13 protein-coding genes are annotated in these 15,973 nt (G+C 67.1%); 5 read left to right on the top strand and 8 right to left on the bottom strand.

Translation table 11 applies throughout. From position 1 onward, the window contains the following. Positions 1-45: 45 nt before the first annotated feature. A complete protein-coding gene (gene parC, locus AC3IR9_RS06670; protein ID WP_489294897.1) occupies positions 46-2,289 on the top strand; it encodes a DNA topoisomerase IV subunit A in 2,244 nt (747 codons plus the stop codon). A 243-nt stretch (positions 2,290-2,532) separates the two neighbouring features. Here parC and bfr read toward each other — a convergent pair whose 3' ends face one another. The 3 genes from bfr to asnB form a co-directional block, all read right to left on the bottom strand. After that, complete coding sequence (bfr, locus tag AC3IR9_RS06665) at positions 2,533-3,021, bottom strand: bacterioferritin (RefSeq protein ID WP_489294896.1); 489 nt, start codon at positions 3,019-3,021, stop codon at positions 2,533-2,535. A 108-nt stretch (positions 3,022-3,129) separates the two neighbouring features. Further along, complete coding sequence (locus tag AC3IR9_RS06660; RefSeq protein ID WP_489294895.1) at positions 3,130-4,515, bottom strand: cation:proton antiporter; 1,386 nt, start codon at positions 4,513-4,515, stop codon at positions 3,130-3,132. A gap of 53 nt (positions 4,516-4,568) precedes the next feature. Further along, positions 4,569-6,260, bottom strand: coding sequence for an asparagine synthase B (asnB, locus tag AC3IR9_RS06655; protein WP_489294894.1), 1,692 nt, complete (start codon positions 6,258-6,260; stop codon positions 4,569-4,571). 338 nt (positions 6,261-6,598) lie between these two features. Here asnB and AC3IR9_RS06650 point away from each other — a divergent pair, with 338 nt between their 5' ends. Next, on the top strand, positions 6,599-7,477 hold the full coding sequence (locus AC3IR9_RS06650) for a tetratricopeptide repeat protein (protein ID WP_489294893.1): 879 nt from the start codon (positions 6,599-6,601) through the stop codon (positions 7,475-7,477). A gap of 184 nt (positions 7,478-7,661) precedes the next feature. Further along, positions 7,662-8,345: a pentapeptide repeat-containing protein gene (locus AC3IR9_RS06645; protein ID WP_489294892.1), complete on the top strand. Its 684-nt coding sequence runs from the start codon at positions 7,662-7,664 to the stop codon at positions 8,343-8,345. A gap of 115 nt (positions 8,346-8,460) precedes the next feature. On the opposite strand, the gene dapE is transcribed toward AC3IR9_RS06645, so the two are convergent. Genes dapE through map form a run of 5 tightly spaced genes read right to left on the bottom strand, consistent with a single transcriptional unit; the run spans position 8,461 to position 14,447 of the window. Continuing rightward, a complete protein-coding gene (gene dapE, locus AC3IR9_RS06640) occupies positions 8,461-9,588 on the bottom strand; it encodes a succinyl-diaminopimelate desuccinylase (RefSeq protein ID WP_489294891.1) in 1,128 nt (375 codons plus the stop codon). Then, the gene (locus tag AC3IR9_RS06635; RefSeq protein ID WP_489294889.1) at positions 9,585-9,947 is read right to left on the bottom strand and encodes an arsenate reductase; all 363 of its coding nucleotides are present in this window, start codon (positions 9,945-9,947) and stop codon (positions 9,585-9,587) included. Before AC3IR9_RS06635 ends, dapE begins: the two co-directional genes overlap by 4 nt. Before the next feature lie 8 nt (positions 9,948-9,955). Beyond that, positions 9,956-11,035: a 2,3,4,5-tetrahydropyridine-2,6-dicarboxylate N-succinyltransferase gene (dapD, locus tag AC3IR9_RS06630; RefSeq protein WP_489294888.1), complete on the bottom strand. Its 1,080-nt coding sequence runs from the start codon at positions 11,033-11,035 to the stop codon at positions 9,956-9,958. Beyond that, positions 11,035-13,671 carry a [protein-PII] uridylyltransferase gene (locus AC3IR9_RS06625; protein WP_489294887.1) on the bottom strand — a complete coding sequence of 879 codons (2,637 nt, stop codon included), beginning with the start codon at positions 13,669-13,671 and terminating at the stop codon, positions 11,035-11,037. The genes dapD and AC3IR9_RS06625 overlap by 1 nt, the downstream gene beginning before the upstream one ends. 2 nt (positions 13,672-13,673) lie before the next feature. Beyond that, positions 13,674-14,447, bottom strand: coding sequence for a type I methionyl aminopeptidase (gene map, locus AC3IR9_RS06620; RefSeq protein WP_489294886.1), 774 nt, complete (start codon positions 14,445-14,447; stop codon positions 13,674-13,676). A gap of 246 nt (positions 14,448-14,693) precedes the next feature. Here map and AC3IR9_RS06615 point away from each other — a divergent pair, with 246 nt between their 5' ends. Beyond that, complete coding sequence (locus AC3IR9_RS06615; RefSeq protein ID WP_489294885.1) at positions 14,694-15,218, top strand: Csu type fimbrial protein; 525 nt, start codon at positions 14,694-14,696, stop codon at positions 15,216-15,218. Positions 15,219-15,226: 8 nt separating this feature from the next. Further along, positions 15,227-15,967 carry a fimbrial biogenesis chaperone gene (locus tag AC3IR9_RS06610; RefSeq protein WP_489294884.1) on the top strand — a complete coding sequence of 247 codons (741 nt, stop codon included), beginning with the start codon at positions 15,227-15,229 and terminating at the stop codon, positions 15,965-15,967. The last annotated feature ends 6 nt before the right edge of the window (positions 15,968-15,973 follow it).

Genomic DNA, 15,973 nt, shown 5'->3' with positions numbered 1-15,973 from the left:
AGGGCGACAGCCGTCGCCGTCCCTTGCCACAGGTAACAATCCCGCATGACCGATCTTGCCCGCCCCGCCTTCCACGGCTTTGAACAGCTGCCCCTGCGCGAGTACGCCGAACGGGCGTACCTGGACTACTCGATGTACGTGGTGCTTGATCGCGCGTTGCCGTTCATCGGCGACGGCCTCAAGCCGGTGCAGCGCCGCATCATCTATTCGATGAGCGAGCTGGGCCTGAATGCCGGCTCCAAGCCGAAGAAGTCCGCGCGTACCGTGGGTGATGTGATCGGTAAATACCATCCGCATGGCGACAGCGCGTGCTACGAGGCGCTGGTGCTGATGGCCCAGCCCTTCTCCTACCGCTACCCGCTGATCGAAGGCCAGGGCAACTTCGGTTCCACCGACGATCCCAAGTCCTTCGCGGCGATGCGTTACACCGAGTCCAAGCTGACCCCGATCGCCGAAGTGCTGCTGGGCGAGATCAACCAGGGCACCACCGACTGGACCCCCAACTTCGACGGCACCCTGGAAGAGCCGACCTGGATGCCGGCCCGCCTGCCGCACCTGCTGCTCAACGGCACCACCGGCATCGCCGTGGGCATGGCCACCGACGTACCGCCGCACAACCTCAACGAGATCGTCAGCGCGCTGCTGCACCTGCTGGACGATCCCGATGCCAGCGTGGCCGAGCTGTGCGAGCATGTGAAGGGCCCGGACTACCCCAGTTTCGCCGAGATCATCACCGCGCCGGCCGACCTGCGGAACATGTATGAAACCGGCTACGGCAGCGTCCGTGCGCGCGCGACGTACTTCAAGGAAAACACCAACGTCGTCATCAACGCGCTGCCCTTCCAGGTTTCGCCGTCGAAGGTGATCGAACAGATCGCCGCGCAGATGCGGGCCAAGAAGCTGCCGTGGCTGGAAGACATCCGCGACGAGTCCGACCATGCCTACCCGGTGCGGGTGGTGCTGGTGCCGCGCTCCAACCGCGTCGATGCCGATCAGCTGATGGGCCACCTGTTCGCCACTACCGACCTGGAGCGCAGCTACCGGGTCAACCTCAACGTGATCGGGCTGGACGGCCGCCCGCAGGTGAAGAACCTGAAGGTGCTGCTGTCGGAGTGGCTGCAGTTCCGCGCCACCACCGTGACCCGCCGGCTCACCCATCGCCTGCAGAAGGTCGAGCGCCGCCTGCACCTGTTGGAAGGCCTGCTGGTGGCCTTCCTCAACCTGGATGAAGTGATCCACCTCATCCGTACCGAGGACGAGCCCAAGGCGGCGCTGATCGCACGCTTCGGCTTGAGCGACGACCAGGCCGAGTACATCCTGGAAACCAAGCTCAAGCAGCTGGCCCGCCTGGAGGAAATGAAGATCCGCGGCGAGCAGGACGAACTGGCCAAGGAGCGCGACAAGATCCTCTCGATCCTGGACAGCAAGGCCAAGCTGAAGAAGCTGATCCGCGACGAACTGGTGGCCGACGCCAAGAAGTTCGGCGACGACCGCCGCTCGCCGCTGGTGCAGCGTGGCGCGGCCCAGGCGATCGACGAGACCGAGCTGGTGCCGAGCGAGCCGATGACCGTGGTGCTGTCGGAGAAGGGCTGGATCCGTGCGGCCAAGGGCCATGACATGGACCCGTCCACGCTGTCCTACCGCGACGGCGACGCGCTGCTGGGGGCGGTGCGCGCGCGCAGCACCCAGCAGGTGGCGTTCCTGGACAGCGAAGGCCGTGCCTACTCGACCCTGGTGCATACGCTGCCCTCGGCGCGTGGCAACGGCGAACCGCTGACCGGCCGCTTCTCGCCGGCCGCCGGCAGTGCCTTCATGACCCTGGCCAGCGGTGAGAACAACACCCGCTTCGTGCTGGCATCCACCCATGGCTATGGCTTCGTGACCCGCTTCGAGAACCTGACCGGGCGCAACAAGGCCGGCAAGGCGATGCTCAACCTGACCTCCGGCTCCAAGGTGCTGACCCCGGCGGTAGTGGCCAACCCGGCCACCGACCGCATCGTGGCGGTGACCAGCTCGGGCAACCTGCTGGCCATCGCGGCCACCGACCTGCCGGAACTGGACAAGGGCAAGGGCAACAAGATCATCGACATCCCCAAGGCCAAGCTCGCCACCGAACGCGTGGTGGCGGTGGTGGCGGTGGGCCCGGGCAACACGCTGCTGGTACGCAGCGGTGCGCGCACCATGAACCTGTCGTTCAAGGACCTGGAAACGTACCTGGGCACGCGTGCCACGCGCGGCCACCTGCTGCCGCGGGGTTGGCAGAAGGTGGAAGGGTTGGCGGTGGAATGAGCCCGCCCCGGGGCGAACCCGTAGAGCCGACCGTTGGTCGGCTGCGCTTCGCTCCGGCACCGCGTGCAGCCGACCAACGGTCGGCTCTACGTCGTTGGATGATCCGGACGCCGTTGGACACGAAAAAGCCGGGGAATCCCCGGCTTTTTCATTCGTCGCTGGCTGGCATCTGCTGGCGGGCGGACGATACGTTCCTGCGGCGTGCTGGCGAAGGCTGGCGGGCGTGCAGAAACCGCGGCGCGATCAATGCGCCACTGAACCCTTCGAGTCGATCTTGCTGGTCTGGTACAGCGCCAACCCGATCCGCTTGATCAGGCCCAGCTGCTGTTCCAGCCACCAGGCATGGTCTTCTTCGGTGTCCTTCAGCTGTACCAGCAGCATGTCGCGGCTGACATAGTCCTGGTGCTGCTCGCACAGCTTCATGCCGGCAGCGAGGTTGTTGCGCACGCTGTACTCGGTGTCCAGGTCCTTCTGCAGCATTTCTTCCACGGTCACGCCCGGCTCGAAGGCATGCGGGTGCATGTCCGGCGTGCCGCCCAGGAACAGGATCCGGCGCAACAGCGCATCGGCATGCCCGGTCTCTTCTTCCATCTCGTGGTTGAGGCGTTCGTACAGCGCGAACAGACCCTGGTCTTCATAACGGCGCGAGTGGATGAAGTACTGGTCACGCGCGGCCAGTTCGCCGCGCAGCAGTTCCTTCAAGCAGGCGATGACGTCCGGATTGCCTTTCATGGGGGAGCTTCCTGGTGAATCGATGGAGGCCATGGTGCCCCATCCAGAAATCCAATGATCTAATCGGAATCAGTTGCAGTTGCGCCTGCAGAACCCTTCACGCATCGATCACCTCCGCTGCCAGCGCTCCATCGCGCTCAACAACGGCCCGGTCATCGCCGTGGTCACCAGCGCCATGATCACCAGCACCGCGAACAGACGGTCGCCGAGCAACCCCAGTTCATAGCCCAGGTTGAGCACGATCAGCTCCATCAGACCGCGGGTATTCATCAGCGCGCCGAGCTTCCAGGCCTCGTGGCTTGCCATGCCGGCACTGCGCGCTGCCCCCCAGGTACCGGACAACTTGCCCAGCGTCGCCACCGCGATCACCACCAGGCACAACAGCAGGTCGCCGGCCTGCAGCGCATCGGCGCGTATGCGCAACCCGGTCATGGCGAAGAACAACGGCAACAGCAGGGTCACCGCAAACGGCTCCACCTTGCTGGCCACCGTCTGCCGCAACGTGGCATTGCCCGATACCGCCACTCCCGCAGCGAAGGCACCGAACAGGGCGTGGATACCCAGCATTTCAGTCACCAGCGCACACCCCAGCGTCAGCAACAGCATCAGCAGCAGCCAGCGCCCTTCCTGCCCGGCCACGATCACCCGGCGCGAGAACCAGGGCCGCACCCAGGCCAGCATTACCGCCACGAACAGCACCACGCAGACCAGGTTGATCGTCGTCGGCAGCCAGCCCTGTGCCTGCGTTGCCGCCACGACAAGCGCCAGCAGGCACCACGCGGTGGCATCGCCCAGCGCGGCGCAGGCGATGGCGGTCTGGCCCAGCGGGGTCGCGGTCATGCCACGGTCGGCGAGGATGCGCAGCAACACCGGGAAGGCGGTGATGCTCAGCGAGATCCCCACGAACATGGCAAACCCGGTGAAGCCAACGCCGCGCGGCGCATGCGCGTCATACAGCCAGATCGCCAGTGCCACGCCGAGCACGAACGGCACGGCGATACCGGCATGGCTGACCACGAAGGCGAACCGACGTCGCCCGCGCAGTCCCCCCAGGTCGAGTTCGGCACCGGCCACCAGCAGGAACATCAGCACGCCCAGCTGGCTGAGCAGCCCCAGCGAGCCCAGCGACGCCGGCGGGAACAGCGCGCCCTGCAGCTGCGGCAGCAGCGCCCCCAGCACCAGCGGACCCATCATCAGGCCCGCGGCCATTTCGCCGATCACCCCCGGCTGGCCGAAGCGACGGAACAGCCAGCCGGCACCCTTGGCGACCAGCAGCAGTACCAGCAACTGCAGCAGGAACAGGCCCAGCGGCGACAACAGGGGATGCGCCACTGCCGTGCCGGCAACCATGCCGGCCTTGGCAGCCACGGCCGGCACGGCCGGGCCGGCATAGCGGGCCAGCAGCAGGCCGATCAACAGCGGCACCCCTGCCCAGGCCAGGTAGTGCCAGCCCCATTTCATCCGTGGCACCCCGCCCCCGGTCTGTGCATCCATCTGTAGCCCCCTTGTGCAGCCCTCGATGATACGGGCTGCGCGGAGGGTCGCGGTCAGGCCAGCGCTTGTTCGTGCACGCCGGCCACGGCACGGCCGGAGGGGTCGGCCATGGTGGCGAAGCTGGCATCCCAGGCGATCGCCGCCGGCGAAGAACAGGCGATCGACTTGCCGCCGGGCACAGTTTCGGCCGCGGCCTGGGTCGGGAAGTACTGCTCGAAGACATGCCGGTAGTAATACGCCTCCTTGGTCTGCGGCGGGTTGTGCACGAAGCGCTTGTCGGCCGCCGCCATGACCCGGTCGCTGATCTGCGACGCGGCGTGCGCCTTGAGCCCGTCGATCCAGCCGTAGCCGACACCGTCGCTGAACTGCTCCTTCTGCCGCCACAGGATCGACTCGGGCAGGTAGCCCTCGAACGCTTCGCGCAGCACCGCCTTCTCGATCCGGCGCGCACCCTGCGGCCCCTGTCCGACCATCTTGTGCTTTGCATCGATGCGCATGGCCACGTCGAGGAACTCACGGTCCAGGAACGGCACGCGCGGTTCCACGCCCCAGGCCATCATCGACTTGTTGGCGCGCAGGCAGTCGTAGTTGTTCAATGCGTCGAGCTTGCGCACCAGCTCTTCGTGGAATTCACGCGCGTTGGGGGCCTTGTGGAAGTACAGGTAGCCGCCGAAGATTTCATCGCTGCCTTCACCGGACAGCACCATCTTCACCCCCATCGCCTTGATCCGGCGCGCCAGCAGGAACATCGGGGTGGACGCACGGATGGTGGTGACGTCGTAGGTTTCCACGTGCCGGATCACTTCCGGCAGCGCGTCCAGGCCTTCTTCGAAGGTGTACTCAAAGCCGTGGTGCACGGTGCCCAGGGCCTCGGCGGCGATGGCCGCGGCGGCCAGGTCGGGCGAGCCCTTCAGGCCGATGGCGAACGAATGCAGGCGCGGCCACCAGGCTTCGCTCTGGTCGCCATCCTCGATGCGATGGCGGGCGTAGCGCGCGGCCACGGCCGCCACCAGCGACGAATCCAGCCCGCCGGACAGCAGCACGCCGTAGGGTACGTCGGTCATCAGCTGGCGATGCACGGCGCGCTCGAATGCTTCGCGCAGTTCGACCCGGTCGGCCTGGATACCTTCGACCGCGTCGTAGTCACGCCAAGGCCGCTCGTAATAGCGGGTCAGCGTATCGGTAGCGCTGTCGTACCAGTGGCCGGGGGGGAACTGCGCGGCATCGGCGCAGCTGTCCACCAGCGATTTCAATTCCGATGCCACCACCAGGCGGCCATCCTTGTCGTGGCCCCAGTACAGCGGCACCACCCCGATGGGATCGCGCGCGATCAACACGCGCCTGGCATCGCGGTCCCACAGCGCGAAGGCGAAGATGCCGTTGAGGCGGTTGAGGAACGAGGCCGGGCTGTCTTCCCGGTACAGCGCGTTGATCACCTCGCAGTCCGAGCCGGTCTGGAAGGCGTAGGGCTGGGCCAGCTCGGCCTTCAGTTCGGTGTGGTTGTAGATTTCGCCGTTGACCGCCAGCGCCAGCTGGCCGTCCGCCGACAGCAGCGGCTGCGAGCCGCCGGCCGGGTCGACGATGGCCAGCCGCTCGTGGACCAGGATGGCGCCGGCGTCGACATACACCCCGCTCCAGTCCGGGCCACGGTGGCGCTGGCGCTGCGACAGGTCCAGCGCGTGGCGGCGCAGCGCCGGGAGGTCGTCACCGGCCTGCAGGCCGAAAATACCGAAGATCGAACACATGGGAACAGCTCCTGATGATGGGGGAATACACGGGGTACATGCGTTCGAGCGGCCATAAAAAAACCCGCATCGGCCGATGCGGGTTTTCTGGAGTCCGGGCGTGTTGCTGTTTCTAGCCCTGGTCGCAGTCCCGCATCGGCCGCGCACGATTATTCGCGCGCAGATTGCTGCGGTTGGTATTGGTGACGGCGGTGGCCAGGAACGAGGGCATGGATCGACCGTAACCGGGTTTTGGCGGCAGTGCAACTGTTGCGATGGCAACCAAACCGACCGCTGCGGACAAGCCGGGGCTCCGGCGCCGGGCGATAATCTCGGCCCTTCTGCACCCCCTGGCTGGCATGATCCTTCGCTTCGGACGCTTCGCTTCACGCCTGGGCGGCATCGCCCTGGCCTTGGCTCTGGTCGCCTGCAGCACCGCCCCTGCACGGACGCCGGCGAGCATCGTGCAGTCGGTCGAGACCAAGGCGGCCGATGGCCGCTTCGACAGTGCCTGGGACGCAGCCAGGACCTACGAAACCTTCAACGACCCGCGCGCGGTGACCTGGTACGAGCGTGCTGCCGCCGTCACCCCGTGGACCTTCCACAACCCCCAGGCCGAAGAGGCGCTGGGCCGGATCTGGACCGACGGTGAGCTGCTGCATGGCACCGGCCCGAACATCAACCAGGGCACTGCGCTGCGCGCCTCACCGCGCAAGGCCGAACGCTGGTATCGCGCCGCGGCCGAGCACGGCAACCCGATGGCCATGCTGATGCTGGCCAGGTTCCATCGCGAACACGGCCAGCCCGCCAGCGCCCTGCGCTGGGACCTGCGCGCGACGATCTACCACCACATGCCATCGGAATCATCGCGCCTGCCGCAGGGGATCGCCGCGCAGGACGGTGTCCTGCCGCCGTTGGTGGTGGATATCCAGCGGCGCGCGCAACGCGGCAACGCCGACGCCCAGGTGGACCTGGGCACGCTGTATGAAACCGGGATGGGCGGCCTGCCGCGCGACGGCGCGGAGGCACTGCGCTGGTACCGGCGCGCGGCCGACCAGGGCAATGTCTATGGCCAGTACTTCAGCGGCCTGCTGCTCGGGCGCGGCCGCGCGGGGGTGACACGCGATCTGGACGCGGCCGCACGCTGGTTTGCCAAGGCCGAGGCGCAGCAGTTCTACCTGGCCGGTGAATCGTACTGGCGCGAGCGGATCAAACCGCCGTTCTGGACCTTCGATTGACCCGGCAGCTGGCGGGCTGCCGCGCCACCCCGAACGAAACCCGTAGCGCCGACCGTTGGTCGGCTGCCGCGCCGGCATTAAGGGCAGCCGACCAACGGTCGGCTCTACGGCCGGTGCGGTTGTACACACTCCGTGGCTGCCTTCAAGACTGCCGCATGCGGTGTGCATCGCCCACAATGGCGGCATGACGACTGCCACTTTCCGCGATGAAACCCTAACCCGCGAGCGCATGCAGACGATCATCGCCGCGCATCCGCGCGCGGCGATCTTCGACAACTGCTGTCTGGACAGCGGCGACTTTTCGCGGCTGGACATGGATGGGTTCCAGTTCAACCAGTGTTCGCTGGCCAACGCGAGCTGGCTGGCGGCCTCGCTGGAAGAAACCCGCTGGAGCAAATGCCGCGGCAGCCACGCCGATTTCAGCGCGGCGTTGCTCGGCGATGCGCAGTTTTCCCATTGCGATCTGAACAACAGTCACTGGCGGCGCGCCACGCTGTCCTCGGTGCAGTTCCACGACTGCAAGCTGACCGGCGCGCACCTGCAGGAAGTGACGGGCTGGGCACTGGAGTTCCGCGATTGCCTGCTGGTCAGTGCCGACCTGCGCGGGCTGTCGTTCCGCAAAGCGCAGCTGCACGGCATGGATTTTTCCGACGCGGAACTGTCCGGCTGCGATTTCCGCGATGCGGTGTTCATCGGCGGCAGCCTGCGCAACGCGCAGACCCGACTGACCCGCTTTGAAGGTGCGGACCTGCGTGACACCGACATCAGCGGGCTCAACGTGATGGATGCCAAGCTGTTCAAGAAGGCGGTGATTTCGCAGCGCCAGGCGGCCGCGGCGCTGGCCGCGTTCGGGTTGATCGTGGCGTAACGTCGAACCGACCAACGGTCGGTCCCTACCTGACGCGGTCGGTCCCTACCTGACTCGGTAGGCGCCGACCGTTGGTCGGCGCAGCGCGACCATCCGGTAGTGCCGGCCGCTGGATTCAGCCCAGCAGCCGCTCGATCAGCCGCTGGTACAGCGCTGGCAGCTTTTCCAGATCCGACACCCGAACATTCTCGTCGACCTGGTGGATGCTGGCATTGACCGGCCCCACTTCGATGCACTGCGCGCCCAGCGGCGCGATGAAGCGCGCATCGGAGGTACCGCCGCCCGTGCTTTCTTCCGGCGGTGCACCGGCAAATTCCCCCAGCACCTCGCGGGCCACCCGACGCAACGTGCCTTCGGGGGTGTAGAACGGCTCGCCACTGCGATGCCACCTTAGCGTGTACTCCAGCGCATGGCGATCCAGCAGCACGCCGACCGCCTGCTCCAGTTTCGGCGCGTCCCAGTGCGGGTTGTAGCGCAGGTTGAACAGCACCTGCAGGTCGCCGGGGATCACATTGTTGGCCCCGGTGCCGGCGTGGATGTTGGACACCTGCAGGCTGGTCGGCGGGAAGCTCGCATAGCCGTCATCCCAGTGCCGTGCGGTCAACTCGGCCAGCGCCGCAGCGGCCAGGTGGATCGGGTTGCGCGCCTTGTCCGGGTAGGCCACGTGGCCCTGCACGCCCTTGACGGTGAGCGTGGCCGACAGGCTGCCGCGTCGGCCCACCCGCAGCAGATCGCCGAGCATCGCCGTGGAAGACGGCTCGCCGGTGATGCACCAGTCGATGCGCTGCCCGCGTTCACCGAAGAGGTCGGCCACGCGGCGCACGCCGTCGATGGCATCGCCTTCCTCATCGCTGGTCAGCAGGACCGCCAGCGTGCCCGGATGATGGGGATGGGCGGCGACGAACTGCTCGGCGGCCACCACGAACGCGGCCACGCTGCCTTTCATGTCCGCCGCGCCGCGCCCGTACAGCACGCCATCGCGGATCTGCGGATCGAACGGAGCACTGGTCCATGCCTCTACCGGCCCGGTCGGGACGACATCGGTATGGCCCAGCAGCACCAGTACCGGCGCGCCCTGCCCGTGCGTGGCCCAGAGGTTGTCGACCTGGCCCAGGCGCAGGTGTTCGCAGTGGAAGCCGGCCGCGCCCAGCCGTTCGGCGAGCAGTGCCTGGCAGCCGGCATCGTCGGGCGTCACCGACGGCCGCGCGATCAGCGCGCAGGTCAAGGCAAGCACATCGCTCACGCACCCACTCCAAAGCGCTGCTTGAAGGCGTTGTCCGAGAACCCCTGGCTGATCGTGCCATCGGCGGTGACCACCACCGGGCGTTTGATCAACTGCGGATGCTCGCGCAACAACAGCTTCCATTCGGCATCGGACGCGGCCGCCTTGCGGTTGTCCGGCAGCTGTCGCCAGGTGGTGGAGGATTTATTGATGAGCGCAGCAAAGCCACCGGCCTGACCGGCCCAGTCCACCAGGGTCTCCGGCGATGGCTTGGCGTCGCGGTAGTCGACGAAAACATACGGCACCTCGACGCGGTCCAGCCATTTGGTGGCCTTTTTGCAGGTGTCGCAGTTCTTCAATCCGTATACGGTCGTGGTCATCGCAGCGTTCAGTCGGCCAGGCCGCGCAACAGGTCGTTGACGCTGGTCTTGCTGCGGGTCCTGGCGTCCACCTGCTTGACGATCACCGCGCAGTACAGCGAGTGCGAGCCATCCTTGGACGGCAGCTGGCCGGACACCACCACGCTGTAAGGCGGCACCGAGCCGTAGCTGACCTCACCGGTGGCGCGGTTGTAGACGCGGGTGCTCTGGCCCAGGAACACGCCCATGCCGATCACGCTGTGGTGGCCGACCACGAAACCTTCCACTACTTCCGACCGGGCGCCGATGAAGCAATGGTCTTCAATGATGGTCGGGCTGGCCTGCAGCGGCTCGAGCACGCCACCGATGCCGGCACCGCCGGACAGGTGGCAGTGCTTGCCGATCTGCGCGCACGACCCCACCGTGGCCCAGGTATCGACCATGGTGCCTTCGCCCACGTACGCGCCGATGTTGGTGAAGCTCGGCATCAGCACCACGTCCTTGCCGAAGTAGCTGCCACGGCGCGCGATCGCACCGGGCACCACGCGCACGCCGGCGCGGCGGAAGCCGGCTTCATCGAACCCGGCAAAGCGCGATTCGACCTTGTCCCAGAACGGCGCCGGCTGTGCATCGACCACGGCCATGTCGTTGACGCGGAAGTACAGCAGCACGGCCTTTTTCAGCCATTCGTTGACCTTCCAGCCGCCCTGGCCATCCGGCTCGGCGACACGGAACTCACCGGTTTCCAGGCCGTCGATGACCCGCCCGACCAAGGGCTTGGTCGAGCCTTCCAGCTCATGCAGGGTCAGCTGGGCGCGGCGTTCGAAGGCACTTTCAATGCCGAACTTCAGTTCTTCCACGCCCGGGGTGGCCGGCCTGCGCAGCGACTTGCGCGCGATGGTGGCCTCGCGGCTGGCGCTGCGCTTGGCGGCGCTTTCCGCTGGGCTGGCCGCCTTGCTCGCCGCCGGCTTCTTCGCCGCGGGCGGCTTGACCCCCGCGGCCTTCTTCACGACCACCGGCTTGGCGGCCACCGGGGCGGTCCGGGCAGTGGCGGTCTTCTTCGCCGCCGGGGTCTTGGCAGCGGGCTTCTTGGCAGGCTTGGTGGCCATCAGTGGGGGTCTCCGGCGTTTCGATCAGGGTCCAGGCAGGCCAGCATCGCATCGTGCAGCTGCTGCCTGGCGGATTCGGTAAGGGGGTGGTCGTGTTCGTCGCTGATCACGAACATGTCTTCGGCGCGCTCGCCAAACGTGGCGATGCGCGCATCATGCACGCGCAGGCGCTGGTTACGCAGCACGAAGGCTACGTCGGCCAGCAACCCGGGGCGATCCGGGGCGACCAGGCTGAAACGCGTGCCGTGGCTGCCCTGGCCGCCGTCGCGGAATTCGATGCGCGGGGCAAAGCGGAAGTGCCGCAGCTGGCGCGGAATCACCCGGCGCGACGGGCGCAGGCGGGTCAGGTCACCGGACAGCGCGTCGCGCAGTCCCACCTCCAGCCGCTGTGCATCACCGTCGGCAAAGCTGTCGGCGGGGGTGACCTCGAAAGTATCGAAGATGGTCTCGGCCGGGCCGTCCAGTACGCGGGCGCGATGGATGCCATAGCCCTTGCGGTCCAGCGTCATCACGATCGCCGCGAACAGGCCATCGCGGTCGGGCGAATGCACGAACACTTCCAGCGCGTGGTCATCCGGGGTGATCCGGCGCACCTTGACCAGGGTCTGGCCCTGCTTCACCGGCACCAGCGCAGCGGCCTGCCAGGCCAACTGCTCCGGGCGCAGGCGGATGAAGCTTTCATCAGGCATCACCGTGAACTGGCGATCGATGGTGGCATCGTCGTAGCCGCGCTCGCGAACCAGCGCGCGCACCGAGTCGCGCGCTTCGGCCACGCGCTCGGCGGCGGGCATCTGGTTTTCCAGGCCATCGCGCAGTGCGCGCCGTGCGGCGAAGTACAGATCGGCCAGCAGGCGGTCCTTCCACGCGTTCCACAGCTTCGGGCTGGTCCCGGCGATGTCCGCGCAGGTCAGCAGGTAGAGGTAGTCCAGGCGGTCGCGGCTGGTCACCAGCGTGGCAAAGCGATGGATCACGTCCGGGTCGGAGATGTCCTGCTTCTGCGCGGTGATGGACATGCGCAGGTGCTGTTCGACCAGCCAGGCCACCAGTTCGGTGTCGGAGGTGCTCAGCGCATGCGCCTGGCAGAACGCGCGCGCGTCCACCGCCCCCAACTCGGAATGGTCGCCGCCGCGGCCCTTGGCGATGTCATGGAACAGCCCGGCCAGCAACAGCAGTTCGGGCTTGCGCAGGCGCGGCCACACCTCATGGGCGATCGAAAAACGTTCGTCTGCACGGCTGCTGGCAAACAGGCCGATGTTCCGCAGCACCATCAAGGTGTGCTGGTCGACGGTGTAGACATGGAACAGGTCGAACTGCATGCGCCCGGATACCTGCGCGAACGCAGGGATCCACTGCCCGAGCACGCCCAGCCGCGCCATCCGGGCCAAGCTGTCGACCGCGCGCGGGCTGCGCAGCAGCGTCATGAACTGTTCGCGCGCCGCGGCGCTGGCATCGGTGTAGGCCGGCAGGTCCGGCAGAGCTTCGGCCAGCGCGCGTGCGGTAAGCGAATGCAGGCCGCGTACGTCGGGGTTGTAGGCCCAGCTGGAAAACAGCGCCAACACCTGCTCGATGTCGCCCTGTGGCCAGCGCGCATCGTTGGCGGCAAGGTAGCCACGGCGCAGCGAAAAACCGACGCTGACCGGCTCGGGCACCGCTTCGCCATCGAACTGTTCCTCGAAGCGCTGCAGCAGGCGGTCGCTGATCCGGCGCACCACGCTGGCGCTGCGGTAGAAGCCCTGCATCATTTTTTCCACGGCCAGGCTTTCGAGGTCGTCCTCGAAGCCCAGCCGCGCCGCCAGCGTCTTCTGGTAATCGAAGCGCAGGCGTTCTTCGGGGCGGTTGGCCACCAGGTGCAGGCCGAAGCGCAGGCGCGCCAAGGCGCAGCGTTCGCGTTGCAGCGCGGCGGCCTCGTCCGCGCCCAGGTGGCCCAGCCCGACCAGGGCTTCCAGGTCGCGCACGCCAAACGCGCGCAACGCCATCCAGCCCAGCGTATTGAGATCGCGCAGCCCACCGGGGCCATCCTTGATGTCCGGCTCCAGGTTGTCGGCGGTGTCGCCGAAACGCTGGTGACGGGCCAGCAGCTCCTCGCGCTTTGCCAGGAAGAACGCGCGCGGCGGCCACAGGCCGTCGGTGTTCACGGCCGCCTTCAAGCCGTGCCGCGCGGCATCGTCGGCCACCAGCGGCCGTGATTCGATCAGCGCGGTCATCACGGTCTGGTCGGCACTGGCATCGATGCATTCGGCGGCCGAACGCACGGCGTGGCTGACCGGCAGACTGCAGTCCCAAAGCAGCGCGAACAGGCGCGCCAGATGGGATTCATGCTGGCGCTGCTGCGTGGCCGGGCCGAACACCAGCAGGTCGATGTCCGAACGCGGGAACAGCTCGCCGCGCCCGTACCCGCCCACCGCAAACAGCGCCAACCCGCTGGCGGCCGGCAGGCAGCGCTGCCAGGCCAGCCGGATCAGGTGGTCGGCCGCGCGCGCCCGCAGCGCCAGCAGGCGCTCGATGTTGTCGCCCTGGTCGAAGCGGCGGTACAGGCGCGCATCGGTCTGCTGCAGCGATTGGCGCGCCAGCGCCGACCATTCCAGGTCGGTGATGGACGCTGCCGGCGCGTCCAGCATCGGGCTCGCCGGCAGCATGCTCAGACCTGCGATTCGCCGGGCGAGAGGGTCAGCACGTCCACGCCGGTCTCGGTGACCGCGATCATGTGCTCCCACTGCGCCGACAGTTTCCGGTCCTTGGTGACCACGGTCCAGCCGTCCGGCAGCACCTTGTTGTAGCGGGTGCCCTCGTTGATCATCGGCTCGATGGTGAAGGTCATGCCCGGCAGCAGCACCAGGCCCTGGCCGGGACGGCCGTAATGCACCACCTGCGGCTCATCGTGGTAGACCTTGCCGATGCCGTGCCCGCAGTACTCGCGCACCACGCTGAAGCGTTCGCCTTCGGCCAGGCTCTGGATCGCATGGCCGATGTCGCCCAGCGTCGCGCCCGGCTTGACCGCGCGGATACCGGCCCACATCGCCTCGTAAGTGGTATCGACCAGGCGCTTGGCCATCGTCGAGGGCGTACCGGCGTAATACATGCGGCTGGTGTCACCGTGCCAGCCGTCCTTGATCACGGTGACATCGATGTTGACGATGTCGCCGTCCTTGAGGACCTTGGCTTCGCTGGGAATGCCATGGCAGATGACGTTGTTGACCGACGTGCAGACCGTCTTCGGGAAGCCCCGGTAGCCGACATTGGCCGGCGTGGCCTTCTGCACGTTGATGATGTGGTCGTGGCAGATGCGGTCCAGCTCTTCGGTGGTCACGCCCGGTTTCACGAACGGGGCGACCACGTCGAGCACTTCGCTGGCCAACCGGCCGGCGATGCGCATCAGTTCGATTTCCTCTGGGGTTTTCAGATTCACGCTCATGGCGACCATTATCGCCGATCCGGGGCCGGTCTGAACCGAATCGGATGGAACGCTGACAGCGCAGGTTCGGCCGGGAGGTCGCGGCGCCCACCCCGTGGCGAGGTGAAAAACGAGAAAAACGGCCAATTCTCCTCACGCCGCCCCGACGATGGCCTGCCTATAAGCGGAATAGCGCCTTCGCGCGCCACCCCTGCAGTACGGCAGTAATCGACTTGTTCATCCAGGACCCCGTCCAAGGAGCATGCCATGCGATCCCTCCGCCCTCTCCTGCTCAGTATCGGCCTGGTTGCCCTCGCCTCCCCGGCATGGGCCGCAGATACCACGACCTTCAACGTCAAGATCATCATCACCAAAGCCTGCACCATCACCGCGGCGGCGGCCACGGATGTGGATTTCGGCTCGGCGCTGTCCACCGCGACCACCCCGTCCAACGCCCAGGGCACCATCACCGCCCAGTGCTCGGCGCTGACCCCGTACACCATCGCGCTCAATGCCGGCTCCAACGCGTCCACTCCCAGTGATGTCGCGACCCGCCGCATGAAGAACACCGACGCCGGGGTCACCGCCAACAACTACGTCGGCTACCAGCTCTACCAGGATGCCGGCCATGCCACCGTGTGGGGCGCCACCACCGGCACCGATACGGTCGCGGCGACCGGCACCGGCTTGCCGGTGGCCTACAACGTGTATGGCCAGATCGCCAACCCGAGCGTTTACAACGCTGCCACGGGTAACTACCAGGACACGGTCACCGCCACCATTTCCTATTGAGGCCCGCCATGCCGATGACCGCACGGGTCCGCGCCTGGCGGGGCTGGGCAGTGGCGTTCAGCCTGCTCGTCCTGCCGATCGCCCCCTGCCTGGCTGCCAGCCTGCAGGTCGCCCCGACCTCGTTGCAGTTGACTGCCCGGCAGAACGCCGATGCGCTGTGGATCAGCAACAGTGGCACCGCGCCGGTCCAGGTGCAGATGCGCGTGTACCGCTGGACCCAGGCCTCGGGAACCGACCAACTGCAGCCCACCGACGAACTGCAGGTAAGCCCGCCGATGCAATCCCTCGCCGCCGGCCAGCAGCAGCTGGTAAGGGTGGTGCGTACCGATCCCCAGGCGCCCGCACAGCAGCTTGCCTACCGCGTCATTGTCGATGAACTGCCGACGCTGGACCCCACGCGCAGTGGCATGCAGTTCGTGCTGCGCTATTCGGTGCCGGTGTTCGTGCAGCCTGCCGATGCCGGGCAGCTGCGCCTGCAGGCCCAGCTGATCACCCTGGACGATGGACGCCCGGCCCTGCAGGTGCACAACCACGGCACCGCATACGCGCAACTGGCCGACCTGGCCATCGGCAGCGCAGAACACCCGCAGACCCTGCATCCCGGGCTGCTTGGCTACGTGCTTGGCGGACAGACCATGCGCTGGCCGCTGGATGTACCCCCGGCCCGCATTGCGGGCGCCACCTTCATGGCCAGGATCAATGGCGAGTCGGCCCAAACGCCACTGCCCACCGCGCCACCGGCTCGCTGAGGCCTG

The sequence above is a fragment of the Stenotrophomonas sp. GL_101 genome, assembly GCF_057835675.1.
Note: the sequence above shows the minus strand (reverse complement) of the source record. Positions and strands in the feature narration are given on the sequence as shown.